Source organism: Streptomyces sp. WM4235 (assembly GCF_001279725.1).
Taxonomy (GTDB): domain Bacteria; phylum Actinomycetota; class Actinomycetes; order Streptomycetales; family Streptomycetaceae; genus Streptomyces.
In genome coordinates this window covers 45,030-60,035 of sequence record NZ_LGDE01000458.1, presented here as the reverse complement: position 1 = coordinate 60,035, position 15,006 = coordinate 45,030, and the positions used below count along the sequence as shown (strand labels likewise).

Below are 15,006 nucleotides of genomic sequence, written 5' to 3'. Positions count from 1 at the left end.
CCTTGCTCCGTGGTGCCGCGGGATCCGCTGATCTGCCGATGTCCCGCCAGGATCTTCTCTGCAACGATCGGGCACATGACGAATTTCGTAATCAAGACGCTCGCGAACGCGGCGGCTCTGGCCGTCGCCATCTGGTTGCTGGCCGGCATCACGCTCGACGACGGCAGCAGCACCGGCCGGCGCGCCCTCACCCTGATCCTGGTCGCCCTGGTCTTCGGCCTGGTCAACTTCATCGTCAAGCCCGTGGTGAGGCTGCTCTCGCTCCCCTTGTTCGTCCTCACCCTCGGCCTCTTCACCCTCGTCGTGAACGCCTTGATGTTGCTGCTCACCTCCTGGCTTGCCAAGCAGTTCGACCTCAGCTTCCACGTCGACGGTTTCTGGACCGCCCTCGTGGGTGGTCTGATCATCTCCATCGTCTCCTGGGCCGTGAACCTGGCCCTGCCCGACAAGAACTGAGTCGGACGGCCTGGAACCGGTCGAGGCCGCGAGGCCCGGCATGCTGAACGCCGTACGCACGGCGGTAAAGGAGCCCACCCCGTGAACGACCCGCACACCCCCGGAACCGACGGATACGGCGACGGCACCCGGGCCGTCCGCGCCGGCCTGCCCGAACCGGTCAAGAACGAGCCGACCCTGCCCGGGCCGGTCTTCGCCGCGCACTTCCACCTGCCCGGCGACGTCGAAGGCCCGTACACCTACGGCCGCGACACCAACCCCACCTGGACCCTGTTGGAGAAGGCCATCGGGGAACTGGAGGCGCCCGGCCGCAGCGGTGTCGAGACGATCGTCTTCGCCTCCGGCATGGCCGCGGTCTCCGCCGTCCTGCTCTCCCAGGCTCGCACCGGCGACACCGTCGTCCTTCCCGACGACGGCTACCAGGCCCTGCCGCTACTCCGCGAGCAGTTGGAGGCGTACAGCATCCACGTGCGCACCGCCCCGACCGCGGACGAGGCCCAGCTGTCCGAGCTCGACGGGGCCCGGCTGCTGTGGATCGAGACCCCCTCCAACCCGGGGCTCGACGTGTGCGACGTACGGCGTCTCGTGGCCGCCGCGCACGCCGGCGGAACCCTGGTCGCCGTCGACAACACCCTCGCCACGCCGCTCGGGCAGCGACCCCTGGAGCTCGGCGCGGACTTCTCCGTCGCCAGCGGCACCAAGGGACTCACCGGCCACGGTGACCTCCTCCTGGGCTACGTGGTGTGCCTCGACCCCGATCTCGCGGCGGCCGTCCGCCGCTGGCGCAAGATCGTCGGTGCGATCCCCGGTCCCATGGAGGCCTGGCTCGCCCACCGGTCCCTCGCCACCATCCAACTGCGCGCCCAACGCCAGTGGGCCAACGCCCAGGCCGTCGCCGAAGCGCTCGCCGACCGCGGCGACGTCAGCGGACTGCGCTACCCGGGCCTCCCCTCGGACCCGTCACACAAGACGGCGGCGCGGCAAATGCCGGGCTTCGGCTCGGTGGTCTCCTTCACCCTGGCGGACCGCGAAAGGGCGGAACGGTTCATGGCCGCCCTGCGGCTGGTCGAGGACGCCACGAGTTTCGGGGGAGTACGGTCCACCGCCGAGCGGCGTGGACGGTGGGGTGGCGACGCCGTGCCGGAGGGGTTCATCCGCTTCTCCGCCGGGGCCGAGGACACCGAGGACCTGGTCGCCGATGTGCTGCGAGCCCTCGACTCCGCCGGTCAGGGCCACTGAGCGGCAAGGAGAAGGCGGTCCGAGCCTCCCCCCTGGTGGCTCGGACCGCCTCGGGTTCCATGTGCGAAGAACCACGTCGACAAGGCTAGTTGACTCTCTGTCAGAGTCCAATCACGGTAACGACAGGGGCCTATCGGCATATTTATAGTTGAAGGCCCCCACCGAGAGGGGCCCTCATGGACCTGGCCCTGTTGCGTACCTTCGTCGCCGTGCACCGAGCGGGCTCGTTCACTCGGGCCGCCACGCTCCTCGGGCTGTCCCAGCCGGCCGTCACCTCACAGATACGCACCCTCGAACGCCAACTGGGACGCCCCCTGTTCCACCGCCGCGCCCGAGGGGTCACCCCCACCGCCGTCGGAGACGAACTCGCGCACAAAGCCGCCCCGCACCTGGACGCGCTGCTCCGGATCGCCGAGACCGAACGGGAGGCCACCGGAGCCTTACGCACACTGCACGTCGCCGGGCCTCCCGAGTTCCTGAGCCTGCGCGTGCTCCCCGCCCTCGCACCGCTGGTCGGTCAGGGCCAGACCCTGCGCACCGCCCTGAGCGCCGACACCGAGGAGAACCTCGACGGCCTGGCCTCCGGGCAACACGACCTCATCGTCACCACCGCTCGGCCGCGCGGCTCCCTGTTCACCGCCACCGCCCTCTGCGACGAGGAACAGGTCCTGGTCGCGGCTCCCTATTGGGCCGCACTCGTCGATCCGGAACCGCTGCGCGAGAAAGGGGCCGGCGCGAGCGCCGCCCTCGACGGAATCCCCGTGGTCGAGGTCCACGAGAGCCTGCCCCTCGTCACCCGCTACTGGGCCGCCGTGTTCGACAGCCTGCCCGACACCGCCGCCACCGTGATCGCCCCGGACCTGAGAGCGGTGCTGGAGTGCGTCCGTGCCGGCGCGGGACTCGCCGTCCTGCCCCGCTACCTGTGCCAAGACGCCCTCGACAGCCGGCGGATCGTCTCGCTGCTGGAGCCCGCCGTGCCACCCCTGCGCACCTGGTTCCTCGTCGTACGCACCGGAAGCCTGGCCCTCGCCCATCTCGCACGGGCCCACGACCGGCTCCTGCACGCAGCCGCGGACTGGTGAGTCGCCCCGCCCGGAACCGTCCGTTTCACGGGCCCGCGTTTCAGAAGCGGAAGTCTGGGCCACTCTTCTCCCATGACCGAACGCCCCGTGGTCAAACGCACCGCCCGCGCGATCCTGCTCGACGGTGACGACCTGATCCTCATCAAGCGCACCAGGCCCGGCGTCGACCCGTACTGGCTCACCCCAGGCGGTGGAGTGGAATCCTCGGACGCCACCGTCGTCGACGCCCTCCATCGCGAGGTCCACGAAGAGCTCGGTGCGAAGATCACCGATGTGGTCCCCTGCTTCGTCGACACCGTGGAGCACATCGCCGACGGTGGCGTCACCGGCGTGAAGGTGCAGCACTTCTTCGTCTGCCACCTCGAGTCCATGGACCCCGACCAACGCCACGGCCCCGAGATCGACGAGCCCGAAGGCGAATACGAGATCGTCCGCGTGCCGTTCAGCCGGGTCGGCATCGCCGCCGTCCATCTCGTCCCGCTGTCCCTGCGCCACTACCTCGACGGCAACATCGAAGGCGTGCGCGCCATGCACGCCGCCGACCTGGGCTGATCCCCCCGACGAGCCGGCAGGCGTCCCGCGGTCTCAACCCTCGACGCCCGCCAGCTCCTCCACCGCGTCGTAGCGGATCCGCTCCCCGGGAATCCCGATCCGCTTGAGCGCGTCCACACCACTGCGGATCATCGCCGGCGGGCCCGAGATGAACGCGTCGTACGAACTCCACGGCCCGTGCTCTCCGACCGCCTGCGGCAGCTGTCCGTCCAGCCCGCCGCCGATCACGGGACGCACCGACAACCAGGGGTGCGAGCGCTGCAGTCCGAGCAGGGTGTCCTTGTCATACAGGTCGTGATCGCTGCGCGCACCGAAGAAGACCTCCATCGGACGTCGTTCCCCGTGCTCGGCCACGTCTTCGATCAGTGCCTTGATCGGGGCGATTCCGGTGCCGCCGCCCAAGCACAGCATCCCGTTGTCGGTCGTGTGGTCCACCACCATCGAACCGGCCGGAGGGCCCAGGCGCAGCACGTCGCCCGGCCGGGCGTGCCGTACCAGGGCGTTGGAGACCCAGCCCGCCGGAACGGCCTTGACGTGGAAGGACAGCAAGCCGTCCGCGCGGGGGGCGGAGGCGAAGGAGTAGTGCCGCCACACCCGTGGCCACCACGGGGTCTCCAGGCTCGTGTACTGCCCGGCGACAAACGGATACGGCTGGTCGGGCCTGACGGTCAACACCGCGATGTCCGAGGTGCGCAGGTCGTGGGAGACCACCTCGGCGTGCCACCAGGCCGGCGCCTTGATCTCGTCCTCGGACGCCGCGTCGATCATGATCTGGGAGATCGCCGTGTACGCCCGCACCCACGCCGCCTCGGTCTCCGACCCCCACGTCAGCTCGGCGTACCGGGCCAGCGCGCCCAACAGCGCCTCGCCCACCGCGGGATAGTGGGCCGCCATGGTGCCGTACTTGCGGTGTCCGGTGCCCAGGCGGCGCAGATACGGGCCGAGCACATCCGGGTTGTCGATGTGCTCGGCGGCGGTCAGCAGGGCTTTCAGCAGGCGGTCGCGCTGGGTGTCCATCGCCACGGGGAACATGCCCCGCACCTCGGGATGTGCGGTGAACACCAGGGCGTAGAAGTACGAAGTGACTCGGTCGGCGACGGGCGCGATCTCCGCGAGGGTCCGGCGGATGAGCACGGCATCGGGGGACGGCTCGACCTCACCTTCCCCGGACGGTATCCGGCCCGTCCGCCGTCTTGCCGATCTGGTGGACGGAGCGTCCATGCGGTGCCTCGCTTCGAGAATCTCGGTAGGTCTGCACACGCCACGGCCTCGAATCCGTGGTTCCGGGCTTCACAGCGTGCCGGCCACCCAAGAGCACTGCGCGGGAATGGGCAAATTCCGAGTTTCGAACCCCCTTTCCCCTTAGGATGCCTGAACCCCCGGGCGTGCCGGCCCCAGGAGCTGGTAAGCCTCGCGGAGGTCCCGACCCTCATAGACGTACGTGGCGCGTTCCGCCAGATACGGCCTGGCATTGACCGCCACGGACCTCGGCACCGCTTCGAAAAGCACCGCGTCGGTCAGGGAATCCCCGTACGCCACGCAGTCGCTCCGGGTCACCCCGAACCGTGCGCACAGTCGGTCCGCGACATCGACTTTCAGCTCGGGCGTCAGGATCCCCGCCACATCGAGGGGCCGGGTGAACGGCACCTCCGGATAGAGCGAGCCGTGCGCGGCGTCCGCGCCCCACTCCAGCAGCAGTTCCACGAAGAAGGACGGCGACAGGGAGATCACCGCGCAGTGGTCCCCGCGCTCCCGGATCTCCTGCCAGACCTCTCGGATCCCCGACAGCCACGGGGAACCGTCAAAGGCGGCCCTGACGTGCTCGGACGTCAATCCCGACCACAGGGCGTGGGCCGCCACGGAAAACTCGTGCGGTCCGATCTCACGTGCTGCGAATGCTCGCTCAAGCTCGGCGATCTCCTCGCTCACCCCGAGCTGCCGGGAGATCTCCACCGGCGCCGCCGAGCCGTACATCAGGGTTCCGTCGAGATCGAAAAGGTGGAGAAGCTTCATAGCCGTCGAGGCTAGCCGGTGTGTTTCACGTGAAACACCGTGTTTCACGTGAAACGAACTCCGCCGCCGCCGGAATCGCGCCACGTTTCACGTGAAACATCGAGCCGTTTCACGTGAAACATCCGCGTCCTCTCCACCTGGCACCCCTCACTCGCGCTCGCTCCCGCGCTCCGCGTCCCCACCCGATCCGATTCCCGGAATCCTCTGGACTCCCCACCGGCTCATGATCCAGTCTGGTCCGGTGACACCACCACAGCTCACCGACCTGCCGATCCGCGCGCTGGCCATGGACGATCTCCTTCGCTGCGCCGACCTCTCCGAGGACCGCGGCTGGCCCCGCGAGGAGCACAAATGGGGGCTGCTCCTTGCCGCCGGGGACGGCTATGGCATCGACGCCCCCGACGGACGCGGCCTCGCCGCGGCCTGCGTGGTCACCCGATACGGCGGTAGCCCGGCCGCACCGGAACTCGCCGCCATCGGAATGGTCCTCGTAGCCGACCGGTACGCCCGTCAGGGCATCGGCCGCCGCCTCATGACGCACGTCTGCGACCACGTCCTCAAGGGCATCGCACTCACCCTCCATGCCACCCCCTACGGCCGACCTCTCTACGAGGAGCTCGGTTTCGACACCACGGGCCGCGCCGAGATGCTGAGGGGCACCTTCCGGACGGAACCACCGACGACCAGGGGTCCCGGCCCCGGAACGACCTCGATCAGGCCCGCCGGCGCCGAGGACATCGGGCGGATCATCGGGCTGGACACCGAAGTGTTCGGCACCGATCGAACGCACATGATCACGCGGCTTCCCGCCTTCGCGGATCGACTGCTCGTCGCCGAGGACGGCTCCGGCGAACTCATCGGCTACGCGGCCCTCTGGCCCAACATGGAGACCCATGTCATCGGCCCGTTGATCGCCCGCGACACCCTCGTGGCCCAGTCCCTCGTGACGGCGCTGGCCGCCACCACCGAACGCCCCCTGCGCACCGATGTCGACGTACGCCACGAAGAGCTCCTCGCCTGGCTGAAGGACCGCGGACTCGACTCGATCGCCTTCAACGCAGTCATGACCCGCGACATCCCCGGTCTCCCCGGTGACTGGGCCCGACGCTGGGCACCGCTCACCGTCGCCGCGGGCTGAGGAAGGAACCACCGCACATGACCGACGCCACCACCGAACTCGCCATCCGGACGGCCACCGAGGCCGATCTGCCCGCCATCGTCGCCATGCTGGCCGATGACCCGCTGGGAGCGACCCGCGAGTCCCCGGACGATCTCGCCCCGTACGTCAGGGCCTTCAAGCACATCAACGACGACCCCAACCAGCGGTTGATGGTCGCCGTACGCGAGGACCGGGTCGTGGGCACGCTCCAGCTCACCATCGTCCCGGGGCTCTCCCGCAAGGGAGCCTCCCGCTCCATCATCGAAGGCGTGCGCGTCCACGCCGACGAACGGGGCAGCGGCCTGGGCACCCGCTTCATCGAGTGGGCGATCGAGCAGTCCCGTCTGGAGAACTGCCAGTTGGTCCAGCTCACCTCGGACGTGACGCGGGTCGACGCCCACCGCTTCTACGAGCGGCTCGGGTTCACCGCCTCCCACGTCGGGTTCAAGCTTCAGCTCTGACGGACCGAACCGAACCGAAAGGCCGGGCCGGCTGCGGCGGTCCGGCCTACGATCGGGAGGATGAGCCCCAGCCTCCCCCTCGTGACCACCGTCGAGCGTCGCGCCCGGCTCGGCCGTCGGCACCGGCTGGCTCCCTCGGCCCGCGCCACCCGCGTGCACGAGGCCGCGGACGCCGTCGTGGCCCTGCACGCCACCGACGCCGCGACCGTGTTCCTGTCGGCCCGCGCCCGCCTCACCAGGGTGGGTTCCGCGGCCGTCGAGCAGGCGCTGTACGAGGACGTGAGCCTCGTACGACTGCTGAGCATGCGCAATACGCTCTTCGCCGTCTCCGCCGAACTGGCCCCTTATGTGGACGCCTCCACGGCCCGGGGGATCGCTGCCAAGGAGCGCCGTACCTTCCTCAAGCACCTCGACGAGGACGGCCAGGGTCTCGACACGGACTGGCTCGCCCGCGTCGAGACGGCCGCGCTCGACGCCCTCGATCGCCTCGGCCCCTCCACCGGCAGCCAACTCTCCGCCGCCGTGCCCGCTCTGCGGCAGAAGATCACCGTGGGCCGGGGCAAGAAGTACGAGACCGAGACCGGGGTCGCCACCCGCGTCATCAGGCTCCTGGCCGCGGACGGCCGTATCCGCCGCGACCGTCCGCGCGGCTCCTGGACCTCCAGCCAGTACCGCTGGGTCCACACCGACCCCTGGCCGGCCGTGCCGGCAGCCGAGGCACGCGCCGAGCTCGCCCGCCGCTGGTTGTACGCGTACGGGCCGGCCACCGAAGCCGACCTCAAGTGGTGGACCGGCTGGACCCTCACCGACGTACGCAAGGCTCTGGCCGTCGTCGGCCCCGGCCAGGTCCGCCTCGACGACGGCACCGTCGCCCTCGTCAGCCCCGGTGACATCGGACCCGAACCGGCCCCCGAGCCCTGGGCCGCGCTGTTGCCCGGGCTCGACCCGAGCGCCATGGGCTGGGCCGACCGCGGCTTCCACCTCGATCCCGCCCACCGGAGCGCTCTGTTCGACTACGCGGGCAACGTCGGCCCCACCGTCTGGTGGAACGGCGAGATCATCGGCGCTTGGGCCCAGCGACCCGACGGCGAGATCGTCTGGCGGTTGCTGGGCGATCCCGGCCGCGCGGCCGGGGAAGCGGTCACCACCGAGGCGGCCCGCCTCTCGGAGTGGATCGGCGACGCGCGCGTCACCCCCCGCTTCCGTACCCCACTGGAACGCGAGCTGGTGACGTAGGAGCCGATGTCTCAGCCGATACCGCGCCAACCTCGCGGGTCCACCCCGCCGGGCACCGGGGCCTGGGCGTCGTACGGCTCCCGGGTGAACACGAAGGAGCCCAGGTCGAGATGGCTCACGCGGCCGTCCGCCCCGCGTACCGCCCGGAGCGTCTCCCCCGCGTAGTAACCGTTGAGGCCCGTCCAGCTCCCGTCCGACTCGGCGCGGAAGCGAGCGGTACGACCCGTCGCTCCGACCGGTGCCAACTCCAGGATTCCGTCGGAGGTCAGCCGAACCACCTGGGCCGAGGTGCCCCAGTACCAGGGTCCGCAGAGGTCCAACGCCACCGGATCGGCCTCGCGGAAGGGGCGCCACGGCTCCGGGAACCGGGGTTCCGCCGCCGCCACGATCGTCACCAGGTCCACGGCCACCGTCGTCGCCGGCAGGCCCGACGTGCAGTTGGCCAGCACCACCGCAGCCACGTCGTCCGCCTCGCTCAGCCACAGACCCGCGACGAAGCCGGGCAGCGACCCCCCGTGCCCCACCAGCCTGCGCCCGGAGCCGTCCATCAGCTGGAGTCCGAACCCGTAGCCGGGCTCGGCGACACCTTCCGTCGGGGCGGCCGATGTACGCATCTCCCGCAGAGATTCGCTGCTCAGTACCCGCTCGTCGCCCCGCACGAGGAACGTCGCGAACCTGGCCAAGTCCCGGGTCGTGGACCAGAGCTGGCCCGCCGAAGCCATCAGGCCCAGGTCCTCAGACGGTTCGGGCATCATCACGTCCGCCCACGGATGGACCGCCCAGCCGCCCGCGTGCGGAGCCTCTGGTCCCGCGGTCGTCCGGTCCAGCCCGAGCGGCTCCAACACCTCTGCCCGCAGCGCCTGCTCCCAGGACGTCCCCCGCACGGCCTCCACGAGGGATCCCAGCAGCGTGTAGCCCGGGTTCGAGTAGTGGAACCGCGTGCCGGGCTCGTGCAGCAGGGGCCGCTCTCCCAGGACGGCGGAGAGCTCCGGGCGGAGGGCGGCCGGCGTACGCTCCCACCACTCGCCCGGCGTCTCGGCGGCCAAGCCGGCCGTATGCGCCAACAGTTGCCGCACCGTCACCTCGCCGACACCCGTCCCCGGCAGGTACTTCTCCACCGGATCCCCGAGACTCAGCAGGCCCTCGTCCCGCAGCCGCATCACCAGCACGGCGGTGAACGTCTTGGTGATCGAACCGATCCGGTACTGCACGTCCCCGTCGGGGCCGTGGCCCTCGACACTCGTACGAGATCCCTCCCAGACCACCTCACCACCCCGAGCGACGGCCGCCACGACCGACGGGGCGCGCCCGTCGCGCTGGGCGACGGCGATGCGGTGCCTCAGCGCGCGTCGGGTGGCGGGAAGCAGTTCCAGGTCTTCGGCAAAGGTGTCCATGATCCCCAGGCTCTCAGGTCACGCGCCCGACGTGCGCGTCGTTTCACGCGCTCCCGGAACAGAGCCGGCGGCCGTATCCCCCGTTCGCCCGTACCCGCCGCCGCGTCCTGCGCGGCGTTGACCACCGAGTGCCGCAGCCCCAGTACGTCCCGGCGCGCGGCCGCGTCAGTGCCCCGGTTCATACCCATCTGGAATTTCCCTCTGTGGATATTCCGAAGTGACGGCGAACCCCTCCGCATCGGCGGGAGACTCGGGCGGTGACTTCGAACTCTGCCGACCCGAGCCGCCACGAGCCGTCGCCCACGAAGCCCGAGCCGTATCCGGACCTGATGTCCGCCGGCGGCCTCGCCGCGGCGCTGGAGGCGGTGTCCGCCGAGCTCGCGCTCGCGTGGGATCCGGTCCTGGTGAACGAATCGGATCCGTTGCGATCCGCCGGCGTCGCAAGCGAGGTCGTCGGCCGGGAGACGTGCTGGATCACGCTCGGATCCGCGGAACGACAGTTCATCCTCAGCGGGTGGTGCAGGGGAGTACGGCTGATCTCGGGCTCCACCCCGGACCTCGGAGAGATGGCCTTGGCCCTGGAGGGGTGGCGAAACGGCGCGACGCTCCAGGAGATCCACGAGGCGGCCCCGTTCGTCACGGTCACCGAACTGGCACGGGCTCACGAACGTGGTCCCGCCGACGCCGTCGCCGTCGGGTGGCGCCTGCTCCTGGAAGGCCTGCGGCGAAAGGAAGACCTGTTCTACTACGCGCGATCGACCCTGCGGATCGCGGAGGCCGCGTACGCCGAGCCGAGGCTGCGCCGGCTCTACCCGTTCACCAGTCACCGGTCCCTGCACTTCACGACGTGCGTCGGGATCCCGTATTCACGGGACGTGCCGCACGTCGATCCACTGAGCAACGGCCGGTACCGGGTCCACGCGCCGTCCCGCCGGACCGTCATCGGCGATGCCGACACCCCGCAAGGGGCCGTAGCCCTGGTGGTCTCCGGTCTGCCGGCCGGCTGCGGACCTGCGGTCGCCGGCCCAGCCGGGGATCGATGACGACGGACGACACCGGGCGGCACGCTGTTTGGTGGGACGCCGGGGCAACGGAGAGGACGAGCCCGCCGCACCCTCTGTAGGGTCTCGCCGCCGATGACATGTCGATCTTCCGTGACCTGAACGACGAGTCTGCGGCTGAGCCACCGAGCACGAGGACTCCCTGTGGGCCACGAGGACTACCTGTGGGCTCAGATCACGCACCGATGAGTTTCCCGCGCCGCGCCGGTCTGTACGCGTGAGACCGACTCACGGAAGGCTGGCGCCATGCGGAAACTGATCTACGGCATGAACCTGAGCCTGGACGGCTACATCGCCGCGCCCGGCGACGACATCGGCTGGGGCGTGCCGAGCGAGGAGCTGTTCCAGTTTTGGTCCGACCAGTTGCAGGCGACCGACCTGTCGCTGTACGGGCGCAAGCTGTGGCAGACGATGAGCTCCCACTGGCCGACCGGCGACCAGCAGCCCAACGCCACCCCGGCGGAGATCGAGTTCGCGCGCCGCTGGCGGGATATGTCGAAGGTGGTGTTCTCCTCGACGATCGACGAGGTCGACTGGAACACCCGCCTGGTCACCGGCGACGCGGTCGCCGAGATCACCCGGCTCAAGGCTGAGGACGGCGGCCCGATGGACATCGGTGGCGCGACGCTCGCCGGGGCGGCCATGCGGGCCGGGCTGATTGACGAGTACGTGCTGGCCACCGCGCCGGTTTTGGTGGGCGGCGGCACACCGTTCTTCACCGCGCTGGACAACTGGGTGAACCTGAACCTGGTGGAGACGCGGACGCTTCCCGGCGGCGTGATCCTGACCAGGTACGAGACGAGGTGCTGAGCAGCAGCACCTGCGCGCTGGTCTCACGGTGGTGTCGGATCCGACTTCCATCCGACACCGACCGTGAGATTCCGACACGAAGTTCGAGACCCCACACCCTCACGGATCACGTGTTGGCCATGTCCACGAAGCGCGAGTAATGACCCTGGAAGGCCACGGTGATGGTGGCGGTGGGGCCGTTACGGTGCTTCGCCACGATCAGGTCCGCCTCGCCGGCGCGGGGGGACTCCTTCTCGTAGGCGTCCTCGCGGTGGAGCAGGATCACCATGTCCGCGTCCTGCTCGATCGAGCCGGATTCACGCAGGTCGGAGACCATCGGCTTCTTGTCGGTTCGCTGCTCGGGACCACGGTTCAGCTGGGAGAGCGCGATCACCGGCACCTCAAGCTCCTTGGCCAGCAGCTTGAGGTTTCGGGACATGTCCGAGACCTCCTGCTGACGGCTCTCGGGACGGCGCGAGCCACCCGATTGCATGAGCTGGAGGTAGTCGATGACGACGAGCGAGAGATCGGCGCGCTGCTTGAGCCGGCGACACTTCGCCCGGATCTCCATCATCGACAGGTTGGGAGAGTCGTCGATGTACAGCGGGGCGGCGGACACGTCCGGCATCCGGCGGGCCAGCCGCGTCCAGTCGTCGTCGGTCATCGTGCCCGAGCGCATGTGGTGCAGAGCCACGCGGGCCTCGGCCGAGAGCAGGCGCATCGCGATCTCGTTGCGGCCCATTTCGAGGGAGAAGATGACGCTCGGCAGGTTGCTCTTGATGGAACAGGCGCGGGCGAAGTCCAGCGCGAGCGTCGACTTTCCCATGGCGGGTCGGGCCGCGATGACGATCATCTGGCCGGGGTGCAGGCCGTTGGTCAGCGAATCCAGGTCGGTGAAGCCGGTCGGGACTCCCGACATCTGGCCGCTGCGCGAACCGATCGCCTCGATCTCGTCGAGGGCGCCTTCCATGATGTCGCCGAGCGGCAGGTAGTCCTCGGAGGTGCGCTGCTCGGTGACGGCGTAGATCTCCGCCTGGGCGCTGTTGACGATCTCGTCCACATCGCCGTCGGCCGCGTATCCCATCTGCGTGATCTTGGTGCCGGCCGCGACGAGGCGCCGCAGAACGGCTCTCTCGTGGACGATCTCGGCGTAGTACTCGGCGTTGGCCGCCGTCGGGACGGACTGGACCAGAGTGTGCAGGTACGAGGCCCCGCCGACCTTGCTGATCTCGCCGCGGCGGGTCAGCTCCGCGCCGACCGTGATCGGGTCGGCCGGTTCGCCCTTCGCGTACAGATCGAGGATGGCCTGGTAGATCGTCTCGTGGGACGGCCGGTAGAAGTCGTGGCCCTTGATGACCTCGACCACGTCGGCGATGGCGTCCTTCGAGAGCAGCATGCCTCCGAGCACCGATTGTTCGGCGTCGAGGTCCTGCGGCGGAACGCGCTCGAAGCCGCCGCCCCCGCCGTCCCAGGAGCCTCCCTCACGGCCCTGGTCCTGCTGGTCGTCCCCGCGGCCGCGTCCCTCTCCCTTACGGCGCGAGCGGGCGGGCAGACGGTCACCTGGACCGCTGTCGGCCCAGGGGTCGTCCATGGGCTCGGACATGCTCACCGGGCCGCCTCCTCCCGTCCGCTGCGCGGACCTCGCCGTGTCACTCTTTCTACGACACGGCTCTGACATTCGGGGTGCCCGAATCGGCTGTCGGCGCGTCGGGGCAACGCACCACGGTAGGGCCGCGAGCGACGTCAGCCAATCTTGTTATCCACAGGGTGTGTGGATGAGATGTGGACGACGGCGCCAATGCTGTGGGTAACTGCCTCCAAGCTGTGTACGGACCGGGGGACGACGCTGTGGACAAAATCACCCGACCACCCTCCACACCCTGTCTGACCTGCGATTTCTTGCCGATCTAGCCGTGGGGAAGAAATTTCTTCGCCACTGTCTCAAGATCGCCCCCAACGGGGTGGGAAGAACACCCAAGTCAGCGCTTCGGTAAGGATCCAAAGAGCCTTGCATCCATTACCTGTGGAAGATTAGATTGAGCACATGACACAGGCCTCCACAGCGCCGAAGGCTGCGCCGAGACGACACGACCGCGAGATCCTCGCCTTGGCAGTCCCCGCGTTCGGAGCCCTCGTCGCCGAACCCCTCTTCCTGATGGCCGACAGCGCCATCGTGGGCCACCTGGGCACGCCGCAGCTGGCCGGTCTGGGCATCGCCGCCGCACTGCTCACCACCGCGGTGAGCGTCTTCGTCTTCCTCGCCTACGCCACCACCGCGGCGGTCGCCCGCCGGGTGGGCGCGGGCGATCTCCCGGCGGCGATCCGCCAGGGCATGGACGGCATCTGGCTCGCGCTGCTGCTGGGCGCCGCCGTCGTCGCCGTCGTCCTGCCCGCGGCCCCCTGGCTGGTCTCCCTCCTCGGCGCCTCCGACAACGTGGCCCCGTACGCGATCACCTACCTGCGGATCTCCGCCCTCGGCATCCCCGCGATGCTCATGGTGCTGGCAGCCACCGGTGTCATCCGCGGGCTCCAGGACACCCGGACCCCGCTCTACGTCGCCATCGGCGGGTTCACGCTCAACGGCGTCCTGAACGTCACTCTCGTCTACGGGGCCGGTTTCGGCATCGCCGGTTCTGCCTGGGGCACCGTGCTCGCCCAGTGCGCCATGGCCGCCGCCTACCTGGTCGTGGTCGTACGCGGAGCCCGCCGGCACGGCGCCTCCCTGCGCCCCGACCCGGCGGGAATCCGGGCCTGCGCCCAGGCCGGCGTACCGCTTCTGGTCCGCACCCTGTCACTGCGCGCGGTCCTGATGATCGCCACCGCCGTGGCCGCGCGACTCGGCGACGCCGATGTCGCCGCCCACCAGATCCTGATCTCCCTCTGGAGCCTGCTCGCCTTCGCCCTGGACGCCATCGCGATCGCCGGCCAGGCGATCATCGGCCGCTACCTGGGAGCCGGGGACACCGAGGGAGCCAAGGCGGTCTGCCGCCGGATGGTCCAGTGGGGCATCGTCGCGGGCATCGTCCTGGGGCTGCTGGTCGCCGTGGCCCGCCCGGTCTTCATCCCCTTGTTCACCGGCGACCCGGCCGTCGAGTCCGCCCTCCTGCCGGCACTGCTGGTCGTGGCGCTCTCCCAGCCGGTGTCCGGCATCGTCTTCGTCCTGGACGGAGTCCTGATGGGCGCCGGAGACAGCCGCTACCTGGCCTGGGCCATGCTGCTGACCCTCGCCGTGTTCGCCCCGGCCGCTCTCCTCGTCCCGGCCCTCGGAGGAGGCCTGACGGCCCTCTGGTGGGCCATGGCCCTGATGATGCTGGTCCGCATGGTGACGCTCCAGCTCCGCGCCCGCTCGGGCCGCTGGCTGGTCGCCGGGGCCACCCGCTGAGCCACCCGACCACCGAGGCCCCCGATGGCCGGTGTTTCACGTGAAACACCGGTGCGCCCCGCTCCGCCTGTTTCACGTGAAACCGTGAAACGCCGCGTTTCACGTGATCGCGCCGCTCGGCACCCGGCCACCAGCCGCTGGCCACGGTGGACGTCCGAAAACGACGAAGGGCCGCACCCCCA

General features: G+C 69.8%; 14 protein-coding genes. 10 read left to right on the top strand and 4 right to left on the bottom strand.

Going from position 1 to position 15,006, the window contains the following annotated elements; all coding sequences use genetic code 11:
- Positions 1-75: 75 nt before the first annotated feature.
- From ADK55_RS32380 to ADK55_RS32365, 4 genes are all read left to right on the top strand, one after another.
- Entirely contained in the window at positions 76-456 is a 381-nt protein-coding gene (locus ADK55_RS32380) for a phage holin family protein (protein ID WP_053684001.1), read from the top strand.
- 81 nt (positions 457-537) lie between these two features.
- The gene (locus ADK55_RS32375; RefSeq protein ID WP_053683998.1) at positions 538-1,695 is read left to right on the top strand and encodes a cystathionine gamma-lyase; all 1,158 of its coding nucleotides are present in this window, start codon (positions 538-540) and stop codon (positions 1,693-1,695) included.
- Positions 1,696-1,871: 176 nt separating this feature from the next.
- Positions 1,872-2,777 carry a LysR family transcriptional regulator gene (locus ADK55_RS32370; protein WP_053683997.1) on the top strand — a complete coding sequence of 302 codons (906 nt, stop codon included), beginning with the start codon at positions 1,872-1,874 and terminating at the stop codon, positions 2,775-2,777.
- A gap of 72 nt (positions 2,778-2,849) precedes the next feature.
- Positions 2,850-3,329, top strand: a complete 480-nt coding sequence (locus ADK55_RS32365; protein WP_053683995.1) for an NUDIX domain-containing protein — start codon at positions 2,850-2,852, stop codon at positions 3,327-3,329.
- Between the two features lie 33 nt (positions 3,330-3,362).
- Here the strand turns inward: ADK55_RS32365 and ADK55_RS32360 are convergent, their stop codons facing one another.
- Positions 3,363-4,550 (bottom strand): globin domain-containing protein, encoded by a 1,188-nt coding sequence (locus tag ADK55_RS32360; RefSeq protein WP_420713708.1) that lies wholly within the window; start codon positions 4,548-4,550, stop codon positions 3,363-3,365.
- Between the two features lie 141 nt (positions 4,551-4,691).
- Positions 4,692-5,342: an HAD family hydrolase gene (locus ADK55_RS32355; RefSeq protein ID WP_053683990.1), complete on the bottom strand. Its 651-nt coding sequence runs from the start codon at positions 5,340-5,342 to the stop codon at positions 4,692-4,694.
- 241 nt (positions 5,343-5,583) lie between these two features.
- Here ADK55_RS32355 and ADK55_RS32350 point away from each other — a divergent pair, with 241 nt between their 5' ends.
- Genes ADK55_RS32350 through ADK55_RS32340 form a run of 3 tightly spaced genes read left to right on the top strand, consistent with a single transcriptional unit; the run spans position 5,584 to position 8,198 of the window.
- Positions 5,584-6,480: a GNAT family N-acetyltransferase gene (locus ADK55_RS32350; RefSeq protein WP_234350347.1), complete on the top strand. Its 897-nt coding sequence runs from the start codon at positions 5,584-5,586 to the stop codon at positions 6,478-6,480.
- A 17-nt stretch (positions 6,481-6,497) separates the two neighbouring features.
- Entirely contained in the window at positions 6,498-6,962 is a 465-nt protein-coding gene (locus tag ADK55_RS32345; RefSeq protein WP_053683986.1) for a GNAT family N-acetyltransferase, read from the top strand.
- Between the two features lie 60 nt (positions 6,963-7,022).
- Complete coding sequence (locus ADK55_RS32340) at positions 7,023-8,198, top strand: winged helix DNA-binding domain-containing protein (protein ID WP_053683984.1); 1,176 nt, start codon at positions 7,023-7,025, stop codon at positions 8,196-8,198.
- 11 nt (positions 8,199-8,209) lie between these two features.
- Here ADK55_RS32340 and ADK55_RS32335 read toward each other — a convergent pair whose 3' ends face one another.
- The gene (locus ADK55_RS32335; RefSeq protein WP_053683983.1) at positions 8,210-9,592 is read right to left on the bottom strand and encodes a serine hydrolase domain-containing protein; all 1,383 of its coding nucleotides are present in this window, start codon (positions 9,590-9,592) and stop codon (positions 8,210-8,212) included.
- Positions 9,593-9,849: 257 nt separating this feature from the next.
- On the opposite strand from ADK55_RS32335, the gene ADK55_RS32330 reads away from it, so the two are divergent.
- Together ADK55_RS32330 and ADK55_RS32325 are read left to right on the top strand one after the other, a co-directional pair.
- The gene (locus ADK55_RS32330) at positions 9,850-10,635 is read left to right on the top strand and encodes a DUF6193 family natural product biosynthesis protein (protein WP_234350346.1); all 786 of its coding nucleotides are present in this window, start codon (positions 9,850-9,852) and stop codon (positions 10,633-10,635) included.
- A gap of 264 nt (positions 10,636-10,899) precedes the next feature.
- A complete protein-coding gene (locus ADK55_RS32325; RefSeq protein ID WP_053683981.1) occupies positions 10,900-11,463 on the top strand; it encodes a dihydrofolate reductase family protein in 564 nt (187 codons plus the stop codon).
- Between the two features lie 106 nt (positions 11,464-11,569).
- Here ADK55_RS32325 and dnaB read toward each other — a convergent pair whose 3' ends face one another.
- Positions 11,570-13,051 (bottom strand): replicative DNA helicase, encoded by a 1,482-nt coding sequence (dnaB, locus tag ADK55_RS32320; protein ID WP_053683979.1) that lies wholly within the window; start codon positions 13,049-13,051, stop codon positions 11,570-11,572.
- Positions 13,052-13,486: 435 nt separating this feature from the next.
- Here dnaB and ADK55_RS32315 point away from each other — a divergent pair, with 435 nt between their 5' ends.
- On the top strand, positions 13,487-14,824 hold the full coding sequence (locus tag ADK55_RS32315; RefSeq protein WP_053683977.1) for an MATE family efflux transporter: 1,338 nt from the start codon (positions 13,487-13,489) through the stop codon (positions 14,822-14,824).
- Positions 14,825-15,006: the final 182 nt, after the last annotated feature.